The sequence below is a fragment of the Granulicella sp. WH15 genome (genome assembly GCF_009914315.1).
GTDB lineage: Bacteria > Acidobacteriota > Terriglobia > Terriglobales > Acidobacteriaceae > Edaphobacter.
On record NZ_CP042596.1, the window covers coordinates 1,614,616 to 1,633,578 of the forward strand.

The window sequence follows — 18,963 nt, forward strand, 5'->3', positions numbered from 1 at the left end:
TGCAACCGCTCGAAAGGAGCCATCACCATGAACACCACCGTTATCAACGCCACCGAGTACCGCAACCTTCCGCTTGCCTTGCTCACTGAGTCCACGACCAACCCACGCCGCATCTTCGAGGATGCAGCTTTGAAGGAACTTGCAGAGAGCATCCGTACCCAGGGCATTCTCTCCCCCTTGCTTGTGCGTCCCTTGAATGAGCGCGGCTTTGAGATTGTGGCAGGAGCACGGCGTTACCGCGCCGCGCAGATGGCAGAGTCTGAGACTGTGCCCGTCCGTATCGTCAATCTCACCGACGCCGAAACTCTTGAGGCTCAATTGGTCGAAAACCTGATGAGGCGTGACGTTCATCCGATGGAGGAGGCGCAGGGTTTTCGCGCTCTCCTGAATCTGGAAGAACCGAAATACTCCATCGAACAAATCTCCGCACGTACCGGGAAAAACCCCACCTATGTCGCGGCTCGTGTGAAGCTGACCGAGCTTGCGCCTGTCGTGGTCGAAACCTTCTACCGGGAGGAGATCGGCGTCGGCCATGCGCTCTTGCTGGCGAAGCTCCAGCCCGACCAGCAGGAACAGGCGCTTGCCGCTTGCTTCAAAGAGGTGTACGGCGGGGGCGACAAATCCGCACGTATTCTTCTCCCTGCCCGCAGCCTCCGGTTCTGGATTGAGTCGAACATCCTGCTCATTCTGAAACTTGCTCCGTTTGATAAGCGGGACGGGCAGCTTGTGCCAGCAGTCGGGAGTTGCGTGGACTGCCCCATGCGGACAGGGCATAACAAGCTCCTGTTTTCCGACCTCGGCAAATTGGACGCCTGCACTTCGCCAACCTGCTATCAGGCCAAGGTGGATGCACACGTCGCCAAGACCATCGCCGCGAAGCCGGAGCTGGTGCAGATCAGTACCGCCTATGGTGGCCAGAAGGAAGGCAGCCCGGTATTGCCTCGCAACAAGTACACCGCGATTCGGGACGACAAGCCCAAGTCGAAGGACGACGCCAAGCGTCCTGAGTTCAAGGTGTGCAAGTTCACCACGGAGGCCATCATCACCGAAGGCAGCGAGGTTGGCACAATCCATAAGGTGTGCGCCAATCCCACATGCCCCGTGCATCATCCAAAGCAGCCGACCAGCCGCAATGATGAGAAGTGGAAGGCAGAGCAAGAGAAGCAGCGCAAGGAACAGGCCATCGCCAACACGACCGGCATCCGTGTTCTCTCTGCGATCGGCGCAGCCGTTCCGGTTCGGTTGCTCAAGCGCGATTTGCTTTTCATCATCGAGCGGCTGGTATCCGTGATGGATGACAACCGTGTCGAGATGCTGGCGCGGCAGCACGGCATCCGGCAGAAGCGCGACGAAGGAGGCATCAGAAAAAGCTTTGCCGTCTTCGTTCGCCGTGCCGATGAAGGCACGCTCTCGCGGCTCTTGGTAGAGTCGGGCATCCTGCTTGCGGCCTCACGGGGGAACCCGTCCACCGTCCTCAAGGATGCGGCCACCGCCTACAAAGTGGACACCGACGCCATCTCCACCAAGGTACGGCAGGAGTTCACGGCGAAGAAGAAGGCACCGCAGCCCGCAACCAAGGCCGCAAAGAAAGCGGCCTGAGCAGCAGTCGAACCTTCGAGGGGCGGCGTTTCGCCGCTCCTCATTTCTCTATCTGTAAAAAACCGGCAGGGAGAACCCGTGCCGGTTTCTCCCTGCACCCTCATCCGCTTTTCCCGGCCTTCGCTCGCCGGCAGTTCGCGGCAGGAGTCGAGTTCCTCCTCCTGCACCTTCCCCTCAAGTACAGAGACTCTTTCCATCCCCATACCCGCTTGTGCAATTGGCTTACTTCTGACAGTAGTCGGGAAGAAGTATGCCGCTGGAACAACCGAGGGGTAGATGACGTCGTTACCAAAGACGTACTTGACCCATAGCCCCAAGTTTACCCGTAACCTTATTTCTGCTTTCCTCTGCGTTCTCCTCGCCGCGCCCGCTCACGCTGGCACGCCGCGAGAAGAACTCCGTTTTGCGCTGATTCTCTCCGGGCACGGCATCCACATGCCTCTCCAGTCGCCGGCAAGCCTGAATGAATATGCCGCGGAGCCGTGGCCAGAGTGGGAGGTGCTTCTAGGCCATCTAACGCCGCATGGCGCAGCGGCGATCCGCGAAATGGGAGCGTTTATACGTCTCGATTTCGCCCGGCAGAGCCTCTTCACCGCCAGCGGATGCCCCTCACCAGCGGAAATCTACCTCCACGCTGATACCGACGAAAGAAACATTGCCAGCACCGCAGCACATTTGAGGGCTTTGCCCCTGGCTGTGATGTGCTCCCCTTCAGATTGCTCCATAGCAGCCAAGGCGTACTAGATTCACCAGAGAATGGTGACGAGTATCTCTATTCGACCCGATATGCAACGACCTGCAAACGCGACGCATCGCCGTTCAGACTCTTGGAAGCGATTAGGACTTCAAAATGCGGAAGCGACCCATCAGGACGCTTGATTTGTTTTAGAAACGGCAGAAGGTAAGTGTCGTCAAAGACAAAGTCTGTCGCGGCTTCGGTGCCTGCCATCGTCTGTCCTTCGAGGATAAGGGCATCACCTGAATCGCTCATAGTGGGCTGAAAGGCAACGACGCCGTACACAGTGTGGTCCGGGTCCTTGCTGTCGTAAGTGTATTGCGCCTGCTCGCCAGCCTTTGGATGACGATTCATTAGCGCAAAGTATGATGAGCGCAGATCGTTTAAGAAATAGAAGTTCATCCGCGGCTCAAACATCTGTACCCAGGGCGTTGACTCATAGGTTCCCAAGAGCACAATGTTTCCGTCTTTGAGTTCGTTCGGATGCAGGTCGCGTGAATACCGAACCTGCGTATTGCTGAGGTCTACTCCCGGAAGGCGAAGTAGCTTTTCGACGGTGTTCAGGTCCACCACGGACGTATAGCGGCGAGATGCTAAATTTTGCAGAATCGAGCTTGGAATCGAGGCATGTTCGGAAAGCTTCTCGCCATATCCGCCTTCAACATACTGCGCCAACGTGATTCTATTGCCGCTTAGATTTTGGAGGAGCACCAGAGAGCTGTCCGCAGTGACGACGAGAGTCTCTTTGTCCGTGCGGAACAGACGGTTCCACAGGGGATTACGAGGCCCGACCACAATAGCGTCAATCTGCTTCAACTTGTGGGGATGTAACAGCAGGTAAATGCCGGAAGCCAATGACCAGAGAACGCAAATAACGAGGAGAACGGGAACGGTTACCCGCAAAATCTTGCGGGCGCTACCCTCTGCCATGTCTTGCGACGTTTCCTTATGAAAGGAAGACGAAACGACATCCTCCAGAGGAGCGGGCTCCGCCGGAGCCACATTTATGTCCGATTGCGAAAAATTCTCAGGTGTCTGGTCCCGTACTTCAATTTGACGGGGGATGAAAACCGGAACATACGCGCCCTTGGGGATTTCTATGACGAATGGAGAATCTGTCCCCTCGGGTAGGGCAAAGTATTCCTTCAGCCGCTGGCGTAAGCGGGAGGCGTGTATCCGCACAATATTGTCGTTGGCGGCATCGTAGTTTTCTGGACGCTCAAAGATGTTCGAGCCGATCGCCTGTTCGTTGATTTCCTCATTCTTGCCTTCAAGTGACAGCTTGCACACGAAGAGCAGAAATCCCGATAGCCTCTCCGACTTTGCGAAAAGAGTAGAGGCAACGACGCATTTAACGACATGCCAGCGAGCATCGCTGTTCAGATCGAAGGCAGCTTCAGAATCATCGATTTGGGTCTCGGCTAGCAGCATGATTATGGCTACCTCGGCAAGAAGCGCGGGGAAGCCGAACCCCTTTATACCCTACTCTAGGGTTCGGACATTTCGCGGAGATGAATTCGCCTTTTCTTTTACTCTGCAACGCACTCTGTTAACGCAAGGTAAATAGCTGACTATAAGAGGCTTACGGCGGATTTTACAGTAACAATTTTTGGCCCGACAGTGAAGTCACATTCGCAGCCACGCCGCCGCGTCTTAGCCTGAATCCATCGCCAAGCTATCAAGAAGGAAGTCCGACTATGCTCCCAGTCACCCCAGTCACATCGATGCTTCGATCCCGTACAGAATCGCCTCGCCGTCTCGCCAAAAGCTTAGCGTTTCTCTGGCTGCTTTCAATCATGCTCTTGCCGGGGAGTGCTCGCGCACAGTTTGACAGCGCAAGCGTCTTGGGCGCAGTCAAAGACCCGACTGGAGCGGCTGTTCCCGGAGCAAGCGTCGCGCTGCGAGATGTAGCGAAAGGGGTTGTGACCACCCAGAGGGCCGGAAACGATGGCCAATATGAGTTTTTGAACGTGTCGCCCGGACAGTACGTCGTCAAGATTACAGCAGATGGATTTGAGGGTGCCCAGACTGATCCGTTCGTGGTGACCGTCAGCGCGAGGCAACGTGTTGACCTCAATTTGAAATTGGGAGCTGCGAGCGACGTTGTCACCGTCAACGGCGCTGCCACATTGCTACAGACTGAGACAAGCGATCGCGGAGCGACGATTCAGGGGACAGAAGCGGTTGCGCTGCCTCTGAACGGGCGGTCGTACGCAGACTTGACTACCCTCGTACCGGGTGTCCGCAAGTCTCTGCTTGAGAACAATGCGTTCCCGCCCCGAGACGCTTCGTATGACGTCAATGGGTTGGCGTCTGTATATAACAACTTTCAGCTCGATGGCATCGATAACAACGCATATCAGGAAGCGAACCAAGGCTACAGCAGTGAAGCCATGGTGCCCTCACCGGATGCTATTCAAGAGTTCAACGTCCAGACTGACAACTATTCCGCCGAATACGGTCGTGCCGGTGGCGCGATCATCAACGCAACAACGAAGAGCGGAACGAACGCTTTCCACGGCGGAGCTTATGACTATCTACGTAACACGGTGTTGAACGCATATGGCCCGTTTATCGGTTTGGGGGTCAAACCTACGCTCGTACAGAATCAGTTTGGCGGTACCATCGGCGGCCGCATCATTAGAGACAGAATATTCTTCTTTGCCGACTACGAAGGTCTGCGGGCAGACTCAAAAACTCTTACGCAAGCTGAATTGCCTACCGCTGCTGAACACGCAGGTACGTTCACGGTCGACGGCACTGCAAACAATACAGGCACCAATGTCATACCAGTGAAGAACCCCTACACCGGGGCCGTTTATACGAACGGACAAGTGCCGCTTACAGATCCCAATATCAATCCGCTCTCTGTCCTCATCCTGAAAGAATTACCGCTCCCAAATATCCCAGGCGCTGCATTGACCGCGAACAACTATCAATACATGGGGCCAAATACCACCAATGACAACAAGGGAGATGGGAGACTCGATTTCTTCCTGAGTCCGAGGCAGACTGGATTCGCTCGCTACAGTCAACGCGCCGTCACCTATTTCACTGCTCCTCCCATACCGGGTCTCGCTGGTGGAAATAGCAATGGTTATCTTTCCGCACACACCCGCCAAATCGCACTTGGCTACAACTTCAGTCCATCACCCACTTCGGTCCTTGAAGTCCGTTTTGGCTACACTTCCACGCAAGCCTCAAAACAAGCAATCGATTTCGGTCAGGCAAACGTCCTCGCCGGTCTTGGCTTTCCCAACGTGCCCAACAACCCGCAATACACAAGTGGCATCAACTCGCAAAGTGTGACCGGATTCTCGGCGTTCGGCGGGCAAGCAACAAGCCCACAATTTCAATCCCCTACCCAGTACAACCCAAAGGTCAACTACAGCTTCGTACGAGGACACCACAGCCTCAAGATCGGTTATGAGTACGGCTGGCTTGCCCAGGCAGTCGACGATTTCAACCCCGTATTTGGGTCGGATGCGTATGCCGGCAAGTTCAGTGCGGCTACAAGCGCTACCACTCAACAGGCTGCCAATCTCACGGACTTTCTCTTCGGAGCGCGCAACAACTACTCCCTAAACAATATCGCCGAAGTGCACCTGGAGCGTTTTTGGCATATGGGGTACATTCAAGACGACTGGAAGCCTCTTCCTAATCTCACCATCAACGCCGGTCTCCGATATGAATTCGTATCTCCTAACCTGGAGAAGGACAACCACATCCTCAACTACGATCCAGTGAATAATCGGATATTGCATGCCGGAAACGGTGCTGACATGAGCACGTCGGCGTACACCATTCACTACACCGGAGATGGGTCTCTTGCAGCTCGCGGATTGGTCAATCCAGACTATAAAGATTTTGGCCCGAGATTGGGCTTTTCCTACCAGGTGCGTCCGGGAACTGTCATTCGCTCTGGCTTCGGCATCAGCTATGCCTACCTGTTCCGGTTCGGCGACGAAGGCATGCTCGCGTACAACGGTCCAGATATCGTAGATGCGACCATCAACCAGACACCCTCACAAGGATTGTGTACTTCTTTGACGCAAGATCCCTCGACGTGTTTCCGGCGGACCCAAGACGGCTACCAGACGAATTTCGCGACCGCCCAAAATTATGGCAGCACAAAGGCAGAAACACGATATCAACCCGCGAACTTTAAGACCCCATATGTTGAGTCCTGGCATTTGTCGGTACAGCAGCAACTTCCTCTAAAGACAACTTTGGAGATTTCCTATGTCGGCAATCACGGAGTTCAAATACCTACTCTCTATGATCTGAACGAAGCCAATCTATGCACGCAGGCCCAGGTCACAGCGAACAACTGCCCGTCTCTTCTGAGTCGGCGTCCAATACCGGGCTTCACCGATATCTTGACCGAGTCGAATGCGGGCTTTTTGAGCTTCAACTCTCTACAGACTAAGCTCGAACACAGATTTGCCCAGGGACTATTTCTCACGAACTCCTTTACTTGGGAACGAGCGCTCAGTAATTCAGCCGCCGATGGTGAAGCGACTAACTCCACTGGTGATAGCGCTGTTGTTAACTACCGTAATATTGCCGGTGATCGGGGACCGGCAACCTACAATCAGCCGCTCAACGATACCTTGTCCGTGATTGGTGACTTGCCGTATGGACGTGGTAAACAATTCGGTAAGAATGCCAACGGAGTCGAACAGGCCTTCCTCGGCGGCTGGCAGCTCACTGCGATCAACATTGTTACGAGCGGTCTGCCTATCAACCTGACCTACATTCCGGCAACGAATGTGCAGGTGTCCACTACCTCCGTGCTTTACTCTCTGCGGCCGAACCTCGTGAGCACGAATGCGGCTGTTTACGGACATAAGTTCGTAAAGAGCAACACGAACGTTTCGGGTTATCTCAACTCAAGCGCAGTCAGCGTGCCTACTGGTTCTCAACTCTTCGGAAACGCTGGACGCAACTCTTTGCGCGGCCCGGCATTCGGACAGCTCGACTTGGCAGCGCACAAGAGCTTCAATCTTGGGTCTGAGGCGAGAACCCTTCAGTTCCGTATTGAAGCGTTCAATGTATTGAACGCTACCAACTTCGCGCAACCTGATACCACTCTCACTGATGGAGCCAATTTCGGCACATTCAGCTCCGCTCTAACCAGCTTGTTTCCATCTCGGCAAGTTCAACTAGCGCTTCGCTTTTCGTTCTAGTGCGGTCGTACAACATCTTCGACTCGAAGTGTTGGTACATATCCGCCCTTGGCAAGACCATGCACAAGGGCGGATAAACTTGCTTCCTATCCACAGGAGTCATCAGGCCATGAAATCGTATGCAAAGTCTCTTTCTCGTCGTCACATGCTCAAGCTCTCGGCTGGTATAGGCGCCTACTCTGTTCTAAATGGCTTGACGGGCGCTATTGCGGAGCCGCTATCACAGACTGGAAACACTCCTCCGCCGCATTCATCGAATCCAAACGCAAACAAGTTTGCCGAGGACCGAACGGCACGCCCTTTCGCGGGAAATACCGTGATTTGCCCGCTCCCGAAGGATAGTCTTATCTTTCAAGCGTTGACTCATGTCCACCATGAATTAACAGGGCATCCCTTTGCACAAAGACTCGCTTTGCTGCCGCCTTCCAGCTATCACTCAACGATCTTTAGCGGCGCGAATGACGCTGATCGGAAGCCGGATGTATGGCCTTCGGATATCCCATTCGACACACCGATCAGTGAATGCAATCAAACCCTCAAGGAGCGGATCGGCAGAGCCAGGTTCCCTCTGTCTCTGCCTTTGCGCTTCCGCATCGACGCCGACCCACAGAGTCAGCCGAAGGACGTCAGCTCAATTCGGCTTCTTCCGTTCGATGAGGCAGAAAATCGCAAGGTGCGGGATCTTCGCAATCGATTGTCGGAAGTGATGAAGATTCATGCTCCAGACCATGACAGTTATCGTTTCCATATTTCGCTAGGTTATTGGGTGCAACCGCGCACTCCAGAAGAACTCGCTGACTATGACAGGGTGCTTGCAGCCGCCTTGAACAAGCTGACAAGCGAGATCCACTCGATTGACCTCCAGGCCCCTGTCTTTTGCACGTTCGAGAATATGCTTTCCTACTCGCCACGGGAGTGGCTAAAAATCGTTCCTCCAGGGAGTGTTGTTGAGTACACCACCTCTCCCCGCTCATGATATGAACAAAGCACCTCGCGATGATGAAAAGCTGATTCACGTCCACGTCTGCGTTCATTGCGGGACGATTTCCAGGAGGGAGGCCTTTGAAGGAAGAGGTCTCACTTCCGGCATATTCACTTGTCCCAAGTGTGGCGAAGAAGGTCCGCTCAACGTGGAGATCAGGACTACTGGGGAGCTGCAGACCTAGCGAATTTCACGATCCGGTGAGCGGCAGTCGTCCTTGCGACTTGAGCGCAAGACTGTCCATTTTTCGTGATGTGGCCCGAACGAACTCTTTTACGAGACGTGATTTTGTTTCAGAACGGACCGCTAAATTCGTCACCAATCGAAGTTGCGGTTCCGACAACGGCCTCATAGTGATGCCATCTCGTGAGATTCGCCAAGCGGCATTTCGAGGGAGAAAGGCCAGTCCTCGATGCTCCAGAATCAGCTCTGGTGTCTCTTCAGGGCTCATGACAGGGTGGATCTCGGAAGGGCGTATTCCTTTGTCGGACGCAACGAGTTGGATTGCGTCGTAGAGATGTGCGTTCGCATGTCGCCCGAGGAGTATCCAATGGCGATTGTGCATGTCCTCTATGTGAAGCTCACGATTCATCGCAAGCTCGTCATTCTCTGACATAGCGATGTAGAAAGGATTGTCCGCCAGGTTCAAAACACTGAGTTTTGGATTGTCAGGTACACCCGTGGTCAAGGCAAGATCGAGGGTTCCCGCGATGACCTGATGGGCAAGCGCATTGGAATAGTTACTCCAGAGTTTTACTCTCATACCGGGAAATAGTTGTAGACGAACCGATAAGAGGGTTGAAACCAGAAACGGATCGGTATAGGCCGACTTTCCGACATTGAGAATTTCGTCGGCTCCATTGAAGACGGCTTTCGCAGCCATCACCGCTCGTTCTGCATGAAAGACCGCCTCTCGCGCTTCTTCAACAAATGCGCGTCCGGCATCCGTCAAATGGACGATCTGGTGATTGCGCTCAAACAGCCGGAAGCCGAGCTGCGCCTCCAACTCGAAAACCTGCTTACTAAGAGCGGGTTGGGTGAGGTGTAGACGTTCCGCTGCCCTTGAAAAGTTCAGCTCTTCCGCAAGGGCAATCGCCGCTTGCAGCAATCGGATCTCTGGCAGCGCCATGACCATCCTCCGAGTGGGGATTCTGGGAAGGACAGCAGTCGTTCAACAACGTCAAAATCAGCGACCGAACACGATTATTGTAAACCCGTTACGCGCTTGGTTTGTCTCACAAAAGCTGACCTTGAATGGCTCGTTATTCCTGAATGGAATAACGGTCTCCCGAAAAGTTATTGGACGGCAAAGCGCTGGAGCGCGAATCTCGCTGATGAAGAAGTAATGCCAGATTCAATTGCAGAAGGGAGTCACCATGTCCGACGAGAAGAAGCCACCGGCAAGTGCAGGGACACCAGATGGCCGCCCCCGAATAGACCGCGAGCCATTGCTGGACAGTCATCAAGCAGCGGCCATTCTGAAGGTTCATCCAAGGACGCTACAGAGGCTTGTGCATCGCGGCGAGATTGCTGCCGTTCATGTAGGCAAGCTGTGGCGTTTTAAGGCATCGGCACTTACGGAATGGATCGACAAAGGGCTTGCGAGCTGAGGCTTAAAACCATAACAAAATCACTGTTTTCCCGTGATTTTCAGGCATGATGGCGTTACCCTAACAACAGCCATTCGTGCTGTGAAGTCGAGGAGAAATGCCTTGATAGATCGCACACGATATCAATTTGGAAGCGTCACGCTCAAAAAGCGGGCGAAGGGAGCCGACGTTTGGGAGTTCCGGTACTACGAGACGCAGGCCGACAATACGAGGAAGCGTAAAGCTACCTTTGTCGGGACCACGAATCAGTACAAGAACAAATCAGACGCGCGGGTTGCAGTAGAAGCCCTCCTCCTAAAACTCAACGAAGAAAAACCACAGCATCATCTGGGTGCTGTCACCTTCGGCGCAATCTGCGACCGATACATCGAGGAAGAGTTGCCAGAACGCTACTCAACCCGGAAGTCGTATCTGTCGAATATCAAGCTGCACATTCGCCCAAGGTGGGAGCGTTACCTGCTACACCAAATCCGGCCTATGGTGGTCGAGGGATGGTTGAAGAAAATGGAGATGGCCCCGAAGTCGAAGGCACATATCCGCAGCGTCATGCACTTGATGTTCGAGTGCGCGGCCCGCTGGGAACTCTTCAACGACCGCCGAAACCCCATGCAGATAGTTCGGGTCAAGGACAGCAGCAAACGGCGTCAGCGTCCAACAGTGTTGACTGTGAATGAGTACGAAGCCATCCTCGGTCTGTTGAAAGAACCGTATCGAACGATGGTGATTGTTGCCCAATGCCTCGGTCTTCGCGTAAGCGAGATCGCGGCGCTCCAGTGGGAAGACTTCGATTTCGAGCGTCAGCAGCTTCTCGTGCAGCGGAGCATCGTGAACGGGCAGGTGGATGACGTGAAGACGGAGTATTCGCGGGACCACGTACCGCTTCACGAGGCGCTTGTAGAGGTTTTGCTCGAATGGAGCAAAGAGGCCACGCCAACGGAAGAAGGCTGGGTCTTCGCCAGCCCACTGACGAACAAACCCTATCAGACGACCGAGGTTCAAAAGCGTCACCTTCGGCCTGCCGGATGGTGTTTGGTGGAGTGTCCGAGGTGCGGTGCTGGTTCGGGCGTCTGGTGTCAGCAGGATCGTCCGACACCGAACGGCGCTCGGTTGCCGATTCACGAGGAGCGTCGAGTTGCAGCCGGGAAGTTCAGTTCGATTGGGTGGCATACCTTCCGCCACACCTATCGTTCGTGGCTGGACGAGACGGGAGCGCCAATGAAGGTGCAACAGGAACTCATGCGTCATGCCTCGATCCAGACGACAATGAACGTCTACGGACAGGCCATGACATCATCCAAGCGGGAAGCAAACAGCAAAGTCGTGGAAATGGTACTCAAGCCAATGAAAGCGAGCGCCTAAAACCACTAATTTTGCGAATGGGAGTCAGTGGGAGTGAATCTAAGGGAAAGGGCACTCAAATTCGACTCGTAACTAATTGATTTGTTTGGTTGCGGGGGTAGGATTTGAACCTACGACCTTTGGGTTATGAGCCCAACGAGCTACCGGGCTGCTCCACCCCGCATTCCCAATATAGCTCTAATGACGGCAGGGGTCAAACCCTGGACTCTGCCGTAACTTTTTCCTGGAAACTGCGTCTTCATCAATGTGTGTGACGCGCGCCGTGAGCTTGACGCGCGGGTACTGCCGGAGGTTTGACAATGAGGATGAGGGAAGTTGGATTGGTGGCGGGGTTGCTGGCTGGCTCGGGTACGGTGTGGGCGCAGGCCAATCTGCCCGATGCACAGGTGGAAGCGAATGTGCTGAAGGCCTTGGCGAGCGCGCCGGAGTTGGCAAATGAGCCGATCCAGACGCGTACGGTCTACGGCGTCGTAACGCTGAGCGGTACGGTCGCCGACGAGGCGACGCGCGGCAAGGCCGAGACGCTGGCCGCGAATGCCAAAGGTGTGCAGAAGGTCGTGGATGAGCTGACTCTACAGGGGGCGGCAACAGCTGGAGGGCCGGAGAAGCCGAACCCTGCGGCAGGAGTGACCAGCCCGCAGCGCAATAACCCGGACGCAGACCAAGCGCTAGACCAGCAGATGGACCAGCAGGCCGGTGGAAGCAGCCAGCCCGGGGCGAATCCCGGGACTCAACCGGCTCCTCAGGCGCAGGCCAATAACGGCCAGTATCCTCCTCCTCCCCAGGGGCAGTATCCCCCCCAGGGCCAGTATCCAGCCCCGCAGGGACAGAGCCAGTACCCGCCGCCTCCTCCGCAAAGATATCCGGCGTATGGTCAGCAGCCGTATCGTCAGGCTTACGCGGGTCAAGTGGGTGGGCGAGCGGTTGTAATCCCAGCCGGTGCGCTGGTGCAGATACGGATCAACGAGCATCTCTCGAGCAACCATACGGTGCCGGGGGAGATCTTTCACGGCATCGTCGTGAATGACATCTTCGCGGGCAACGCGGTAGCCATTCCGCGAGGCGCAGCGGTGCAGGGCGTGGTCATCAACTCCACCAAATCCGGCACGCTGAAGGGCCGGGGCGAGATGTCGGTCCAACTGACGCAGCTGATGCTAGGCGGCCGGACCTACCCGATCGTCTCCGATATCTGGTCCCATGCGGGGCCGGATAAGACGCTGGAGACAGTGAACCGGACCGTGGGCCTGGGTGCTCTGGGCGCGGTGATCGGTGCGGTGGCTGGCGGTGGCGCGGGCGCTGCCATCGGTGCGGGCGCTGGTGCGGCGGCTGGAATCGGCACGTCGGCTGCCTCGGGCAAGGGGCAGGTCGTGATCCCGTCGGAGGCGTTGCTGGCATTCCACCTGACACAGCCGACGCCGGTAACCACGGTATCGCAGCAGGAGATGCAACGACTGGCATACGGAATCCCGAGCGGTCCGCCGCCTCCGGGTTATTACCGGCGGCCGTACTATCCCCCGCCGCCCCCGCCTCCGGGCTACTACCCGTACTAATAAGAGCATTGGAGTGGGCACCGTGCGTCGAACGCGCGGTGTCCATTTTCTTTAGAAGCAAAAGCTCCCTCACGCCAGGCAGGACTTCGTGCGCTCTTTGGACGCTTCTCGTGAGGCAATCATCCTTAGGCTCTGCTTTGAGGCGTTTGTTTTAGCGGTCGCAACGGTGTATAAGCCGACCTGATTTATAATCTAGGCTTGCCCTGCAACGGATGCGGTGCGCGTCCTTTCCGGTTACGGAAGACGTATGCGCCGGTCACGCAAAATCCCGGGCACGCGAGCTGCGGAACGATATTCCGCGCCGCGCGAAGTGAAGGTCGTCAGACAAGCATGATTCGCATTCTGCAGCAGGATAGCCGCATCGTTAAGAGCATCTTCGCCATCATCATCGGCCTGGCCGTCGTCACGATGGTCATTACGCTGGTGCCGGGAATCTTCGATAACACGGGTTCGACGTCGGATGGAAGCGTCTATGCGACGGTGCGGGAGCCCGGGCTGCTGGGCCGTCTGGGTATCTCCAGCCTGCCGGTCAAGCAGGCGGACGTGACGCGTCTCGCGCAGATGCAGCTCCAGCAGCAGAAGCTGCCGCCGTTCCTGCTCCCCTACATGGAGAGCCGCGCCGCGCAGAGCCTGGTGCAGCACGCCATGCTGAAGCAGGCGGGCGACAAGCTGGGCCTCCAGGTGAGCGACGCCGACCTTCGCCGCGAACTGCAGACCGGCCCCTTCGCCGCGTACCTCTTCCCGGGCGGCAAGTTCATCGGCTCCGATGCCTACATGAACTTCATTCAGACCAACTTCCAGCTCACCGTTCCCGAGTTTGAGGAAGAGGTTAAGCAGGATATGGAGTTCAATCGCCTCCAGGCGCTAGTCGCCGGTGGCGTCACGGTGCCGGACAACGCGGTTCGTGAGCAATACAAGGTGCAGGGAACTAAGGTCAAGTTCGACTATGCGGTGGTCTCCGCGGACGACCTGAAGAGCCAGATCAAGCCCACGGACGCTGATCTGCAGACCTTCTTCAAGAACAACGCCAAGCGTTACGCGACGGCGATCCCTGAGACGCGCAAGATCGCCTACATCGCCTTCGACGCCAACAACCTGCCGGGCGGCAAGCCCCAGGTCAGCGACGCGGATCTTCAGGCGTACTACACTGCCCACCAGAAGGACTACGAGGTGAAGGATCAGGCCAAGGTGCGCCACATCCTCATCGCGGTGCCCCAAGGCGCGGATGCGAAGACGGACGCAGCGGCCAAGGCCAAGGCCGAAGATATTCTGAAGCAGATCAAGGCTGGCGGTGACTTCGCCAAGCTGGCTCAGGCCAACTCCGACGACCCGGGCAGCAAGGGCACGGGCGGCGAGCTGGGCATGTTGAGCCCCGGCCAGACGGTGCCCGAGTTCGACAAGGCAGCGTTCTCGCTCCAGCCGGGCCAGACCTCGGACCTCATCAAGACCAAGTTCGGCTACCACATCCTCCAGGTTGAGGAGCGAACGAAGGCTCACACGCGCTCGCTCGCCGAGGTAAAGGCGGAGATCGCCCCGCTGGTCGAGCAGCAGAAGATCGGCGCGACCGAGCAGGGTTTTGCCACCTCGCTGGCAAATGATGCTCTGAAGATCGGCATGGAGCGCGCTGCTGCGGCTCGTGGCCTGCACGTAACCACCACCGACTACGTCGCCAAGGATGGTGTCATCGCGGGCGTTGCTGACGGCGCTGCGCTGCTGACGGGCGCGTTCGGCGCGGCTAAGGGCGCGGCTCCCACCTCGGTCTCGACCGGCGACGGTTTCGCGGTCTTCCAGGTGCAGGACGTGAAGGTGGCCCATGCGCCTTCATTCGACGAGTACAAGACACACCTGGTGGCGGATTACCAGGAGCAGAAGCTGCCGGAGCTGTTGCAGGAGAAGCTGGGCAAGCTGGACGACCGTGCGAAGGTCCTGAACGACCTGCGCAAGGCCGCTGCTGAGCTGAATGTTCCGGTGAAGACGAGCGAGTTGGTGGGACGCGACGGACAGGTGCCGGATGTCGGCGCGATGTCGGGCCCGGCTTCGGTGGCCTTCACCATGCAGAAGACCATGATCTCGGGTCCGGTGAATCTTGGCCGTGTGGGTGTCGTGATGACCCTGCTCGACAAGCAGGAGCCGAGCGCAGAGGAGATTGCGAAGAACTTCGAGCTGACCAAGGACCAGATGCTGGGCGAACAGCAGAAGGAAGTCTTCGAGGTCTTCGTGGGCAACCTGGCGACTCAGTACGAGAAGGCGAAGGCGGTGCGTTACCTGAAGAAGCCGGCTACGCCTGGGCCGCTTGGCATGTAAGAACACGGTTTGGGCATATGAGGCCTGCTGTAAGTCCTTCCGGGCTTGCGGCAGGCCTTTTGTTTTGGATCTACAGAGTGCGTTTCGCATCATACCGGTATAGTTTGGTGCAGGGGTGGGGTAGGGATGAGCCAGGAGCGGATTTCGGGAGTTCTGCTACATGTAACGTCGTTGCCTTCGTACGGCGGGGTGGGGGACTTCGGTCCGGCGGCTTATGAGTTTGTGAACTTCCTGGCGGCGTCCAAGCAGAGCCTGTGGCAGGTGTTGCCGCTCAGCCCGACGGGCTACGGCAGCTCGCCCTACTCGGCCCTCTCGGCCTTTGCCGGGAATCCGATCCTCATCAGCCTGGAGAAGCTGGCCGAGCAGGGATGGATCGGTTGGGACCGGATACAGGGGCTCGCCGGGCATGACGGCGCGGTGGACTTTGTGCGGGTCTCCAAAGAGAAGCTGCCGCTGGTGGAAGAGGCCGCGGCAAACTTCATCGACCGTGCGGGCGACGAGCAGAGAGCGAAGTTCCAGAAGTTCTGTACGGACAACGTCTCCTGGCTGCCGGACTACGTGATGTTCACCGTGCTGCGGCGGCAGTACAACTATGCGAGTTGGCACGAGTGGCCGACGGAGTTCGCGCACAGGAGCGGCGACTGGCAGACGACGGTGCTGAGCCAGTACGGTCGCGAACTCGAGATCGAGCAGGCAGTACAGTTCTTCTTCTCCGAGCAGTGGTGCGAGCTGAAGAGCTACTGCGCCGAGCGCGAGATCCGCGTGATGGGCGACGTGGCCATCTTCGTGAACTACGACAGCGCCGACGTGTGGACGCACCCGGAGCTATTCGAGCTGGATGAGAGCCTGAACCCGGTGCGGGTCTCTGGCGTGCCGCCGGATTACTTTTCGGCGACGGGCCAGCGCTGGGGCAATCCGCTCTACCGCTGGGCGTTGATGCGGGAGCGCGGCTTCGACTGGTGGGTGGCGCGGATACGCCGCGCGCTGGCCCTCTACGACACCATCCGGCTCGACCACTTCCGCGGCTTCGAGGCCTACTGGTCGATTGCGGCCGAAGAAGAGACGGCGATCCATGGCCAGTGGGTCAAGGCTCCGGGCCACGAGCTGTTCCAGCGGCTTCGCGAGGTCTTCGGAGAGCTGCCGTTCGTCGCTGAAGACCTGGGGCTGATTACAAAAGAAGTAGACGAGTTGCGCGAGCACTATGGGATGCCGGGGATGCGTATCCTCCAGTTCGGCTTCTCGGATCGGGGAAGTCACATCCATTTGCCGCATCGGTTTGTGCCCAATACGGTTACATATACCGGCACGCACGACAACAATACGACCCAGGGCTGGTGGCGCGACGACCTATCGCCAGTGGAGCGCGAACACGTCCAGACCTACCTCCAGACGATCCAGTACGACGGCGAGATCGTCTGGGCGATGATCAAAGCGGCAGCGCGGTCGGTGGCGAACATATGCATCTTCCCCTTGCAGGACGTGCTGCACCTGGGCAGCGAAGCCCGTATGAACACTCCGGCAGCCCCGGCAGGGAACTGGACCTGGCGTTATCGCCCGGACGCCCTGCATCCCGATTTCGCGACGAAGCTGTCGGCCCTGATGGAGATGACGGACCGCGACGGGTATGTGGAGCCGGTAGACAGCACTGACGCCGGTTGACCGGCAAAGCTGGCCGGGACGATTTAGACTGTAACGATAGCAACAAGAACAGGAGCACGAATGCCTCTCTCTGGCGAAGCAATCCGTACGATGAACTACGTGGACGATATTTCGGTAACCCTGCGGCGCATTCTGGCCGTGCTTCCGTCGCTGACGGAAGAAGAGCGGCAGCGCGTGGCGGACCACATCAAGGTCTCGGAGCCGAACTACGAGACGGTGCTGAACACAATCGCGGCGAAGAAGTAATGGCGGAGCCGGTCTCGGAGCCTCTCCTGACAGTTGCGGTCATCGGGGCAGGCTCCGCGGGGCGGAGCTTTGCCCTGCGCGCGGCGCAGGCCGGATTCCGGGTGATCCTCGAAGACGTGATGCCCGCGAAGCTGCGCGATGCGGCTGCGGAGTTCCTCCAGTTGGGAACGGCTGTGGAACTGGCCCTGACCGTGGAAGACGCGGTACAAAACGCGGATATCGCGGTGGATTTCGTGCCGGACGAGCTGGAGTCGAAGCTGGAGATCTTCAGCCTGTTGGACCGGATGGCTCCTCCGCGAACGATCCTGCTGACCCCCAGCGAGGTGCTCAGCGTCACAGACCTGGCCTCGTGTACATATCGCGCAGATCGGTGCGTGATGGTGCGTGGGCTGGTTGCTGCTTCGGACACAGTGCGCCTGCTGCACCCACGCAAGGCGGCTGCGCACACGGTGGATCTGGCGTCAGAGCTGCTGGTGAGGATTGGCCGTAAGGTGGCGGTCGAGCTGGACCCGGATCTGCCCATGCTGATGAAGAACATGGGCTATGCGGTGGGGGATGCGGAGCTGGAGTAAAAGCAAAAGCGTCCTCACGCCGGACGGGCGGCACTTCGTGCGATCTTGGACACTTCGCGTGAAAAGCAAAGATCGCAAGGCTCCGCTGTAAGCAGTAGGTTTTTGTCTTAGCGGTCGCGGCTGGTGACGAAGCCGGGAACCCATAGCAGGGCACGCTTGGCGTCGGTCGCGGGCAGGTCGGCCAGCGACAGGCGAGCGGCCTCAGCGTAGGCGCAGGCGGTGTCTACCGCGTAGTCGATAGAGCCATGCCGCTGTAGAATCTCGAGAATCTCCGGGTGGGAGATTCGGGCGAAGCTGCGGTCGGCGAGGACTGTGCGGATGGCCTCACGGTCGGCCCCGGTGCCGCGCTCGAGCGCGTGGATGACGGCCAGAGTAGCCTTGCCCTCGCGGAGGTCGGAGGCGACAGGCTTACCCAGAACCTCTTCCGAAGCGGTGAGGTCCAGTACGTCGTCGATGATCTGGAAGGCCAACCCAAGATTGCGGCCATACTCGCCCAGTGCGTTTTCTACTTCGGGATCGGCATGGGTAACAGCCGCTCCGAGCTGCATCGAGACCTTGAAGAGGCAGGCGGTCTTGCGGTAGATCAGGTCGAAGTACTCTTCCTCGTTGATGAGGCGGCCGAGCTTCTCGATCTGGAGCAGCTCGCCTTCGACCATCTGCTGCGTCAGCGAAATAAGCAGATCGAGCACCCGGAAGTTGCGCTCTTCGAGGGCGGTCTGGAAGCTCTGCATGTACAGCCAGTCGCCCGCCAGCACGCACTTGGAGTTACCCCAGGTGGTGTTCGACGAGGGACGTCCGCGGCGGGTCTCGGCCTCGTCGATGATGTCGTCGTGGACGAGCGTGGCGGTGTGCAGCATCTCCACCACCGCGCCCAGGCGGATGCGCGAGTGGCTCGTCGAGCCGAGCGCCTTGGCCGAGAGCAGCAGCAGCAACGGACGAATCCGCTTGCCGCCGCCCGCGATCAGGTACTGGGCGATGTCGGTGATGACGGCGACGGGGGACTGAGACTGTTGGGCGAACTCCCGCTCGATGGCGGCAAGATCGTCACGGAGGAGGTCGATAACCTCAGATGCAGTCGCGATGGAGATCGTGCTCACTCGTTGATTAGAGTATCAGGGGATGGATTTCGGGTCCGGTTATCGCGCAAAACTCTGCAC

At 57.6% G+C, this 18,963-nt stretch carries 13 protein-coding genes and 1 tRNA gene; 10 read left to right on the top strand and 4 right to left on the bottom strand.

Features of this window, described 5'->3' with window-relative positions; genetic code table 11:
- The first annotated feature begins 27 nt into the window (after window positions 1-27).
- The gene (locus FTO74_RS06760; protein WP_162537458.1) at window positions 28-1,599 is read left to right on the top strand and encodes a ParB/RepB/Spo0J family partition protein; all 1,572 of its coding nucleotides are present in this window, start codon (window positions 28-30) and stop codon (window positions 1,597-1,599) included.
- A 772-nt stretch (window positions 1,600-2,371) separates the two neighbouring features.
- Here the strand turns inward: FTO74_RS06760 and FTO74_RS06765 are convergent.
- On the bottom strand, window positions 2,372-3,766 hold the full coding sequence (locus tag FTO74_RS06765; protein WP_162537459.1) for a hypothetical protein: 1,395 nt from the start codon (window positions 3,764-3,766) through the stop codon (window positions 2,372-2,374).
- 266 nt (window positions 3,767-4,032) lie between these two features.
- Here FTO74_RS06765 and FTO74_RS06770 point away from each other — a divergent pair, with 266 nt between their 5' ends.
- Window positions 4,033-7,524, top strand: coding sequence for a TonB-dependent receptor (locus FTO74_RS06770; protein WP_255462541.1), 3,492 nt, complete (start codon window positions 4,033-4,035; stop codon window positions 7,522-7,524).
- Window positions 7,525-7,633: 109 nt separating this feature from the next.
- Window positions 7,634-8,500: a DUF1868 domain-containing protein gene (locus tag FTO74_RS06775; protein ID WP_162537460.1), complete on the top strand. Its 867-nt coding sequence runs from the start codon at window positions 7,634-7,636 to the stop codon at window positions 8,498-8,500.
- Between the two features lie 196 nt (window positions 8,501-8,696).
- Here FTO74_RS06775 and FTO74_RS06780 read toward each other — a convergent pair whose 3' ends face one another.
- Entirely contained in the window at window positions 8,697-9,635 is a 939-nt protein-coding gene (locus FTO74_RS06780) for a LysR family transcriptional regulator (RefSeq protein ID WP_162537461.1), read from the bottom strand.
- Between the two features lie 247 nt (window positions 9,636-9,882).
- On the opposite strand from FTO74_RS06780, the gene FTO74_RS06785 reads away from it, so the two are divergent.
- Both FTO74_RS06785 and FTO74_RS06790 read left to right on the top strand, forming a co-directional pair.
- Complete coding sequence (locus FTO74_RS06785) at window positions 9,883-10,116, top strand: helix-turn-helix domain-containing protein (protein ID WP_162537462.1); 234 nt, start codon at window positions 9,883-9,885, stop codon at window positions 10,114-10,116.
- A 102-nt stretch (window positions 10,117-10,218) separates the two neighbouring features.
- Window positions 10,219-11,475, top strand: a complete 1,257-nt coding sequence (locus FTO74_RS06790; RefSeq protein ID WP_162537463.1) for a site-specific integrase — start codon at window positions 10,219-10,221, stop codon at window positions 11,473-11,475.
- Window positions 11,476-11,561: 86 nt separating this feature from the next.
- Here FTO74_RS06790 and FTO74_RS06795 read toward each other — a convergent pair.
- Window positions 11,562-11,638: transfer RNA gene (locus FTO74_RS06795), tRNA-Met, on the bottom strand.
- A gap of 136 nt (window positions 11,639-11,774) precedes the next feature.
- On the opposite strand from FTO74_RS06795, the gene FTO74_RS06800 reads away from it, so the two are divergent.
- The 5 genes from FTO74_RS06800 (at window position 11,775) to FTO74_RS06820 (ending at window position 17,806) form a co-directional block, all read left to right on the top strand.
- Entirely contained in the window at window positions 11,775-13,025 is a 1,251-nt protein-coding gene (locus tag FTO74_RS06800) for a BON domain-containing protein (RefSeq protein ID WP_162537464.1), read from the top strand.
- A gap of 330 nt (window positions 13,026-13,355) precedes the next feature.
- Complete coding sequence (locus tag FTO74_RS06805) at window positions 13,356-15,329, top strand: peptidylprolyl isomerase (protein ID WP_162537465.1); 1,974 nt, start codon at window positions 13,356-13,358, stop codon at window positions 15,327-15,329.
- Between the two features lie 126 nt (window positions 15,330-15,455).
- A complete protein-coding gene (gene malQ, locus FTO74_RS06810; RefSeq protein WP_162537466.1) occupies window positions 15,456-16,988 on the top strand; it encodes a 4-alpha-glucanotransferase in 1,533 nt (510 codons plus the stop codon).
- A 60-nt stretch (window positions 16,989-17,048) separates the two neighbouring features.
- Window positions 17,049-17,234, top strand: a complete 186-nt coding sequence (locus FTO74_RS06815; protein WP_162537467.1) for a hypothetical protein — start codon at window positions 17,049-17,051, stop codon at window positions 17,232-17,234.
- Entirely contained in the window at window positions 17,234-17,806 is a 573-nt protein-coding gene (locus FTO74_RS06820; protein WP_162537468.1) for a 3-hydroxyacyl-CoA dehydrogenase NAD-binding domain-containing protein, read from the top strand. Before FTO74_RS06815 ends, FTO74_RS06820 begins: the two co-directional genes overlap by 1 nt.
- A 107-nt stretch (window positions 17,807-17,913) precedes the next feature.
- On the opposite strand, the gene FTO74_RS06825 is transcribed toward FTO74_RS06820, so the two are convergent.
- Window positions 17,914-18,903 (bottom strand): polyprenyl synthetase family protein, encoded by a 990-nt coding sequence (locus FTO74_RS06825; protein WP_162537469.1) that lies wholly within the window; start codon window positions 18,901-18,903, stop codon window positions 17,914-17,916.
- Window positions 18,904-18,963 lie beyond the last annotated feature (60 nt).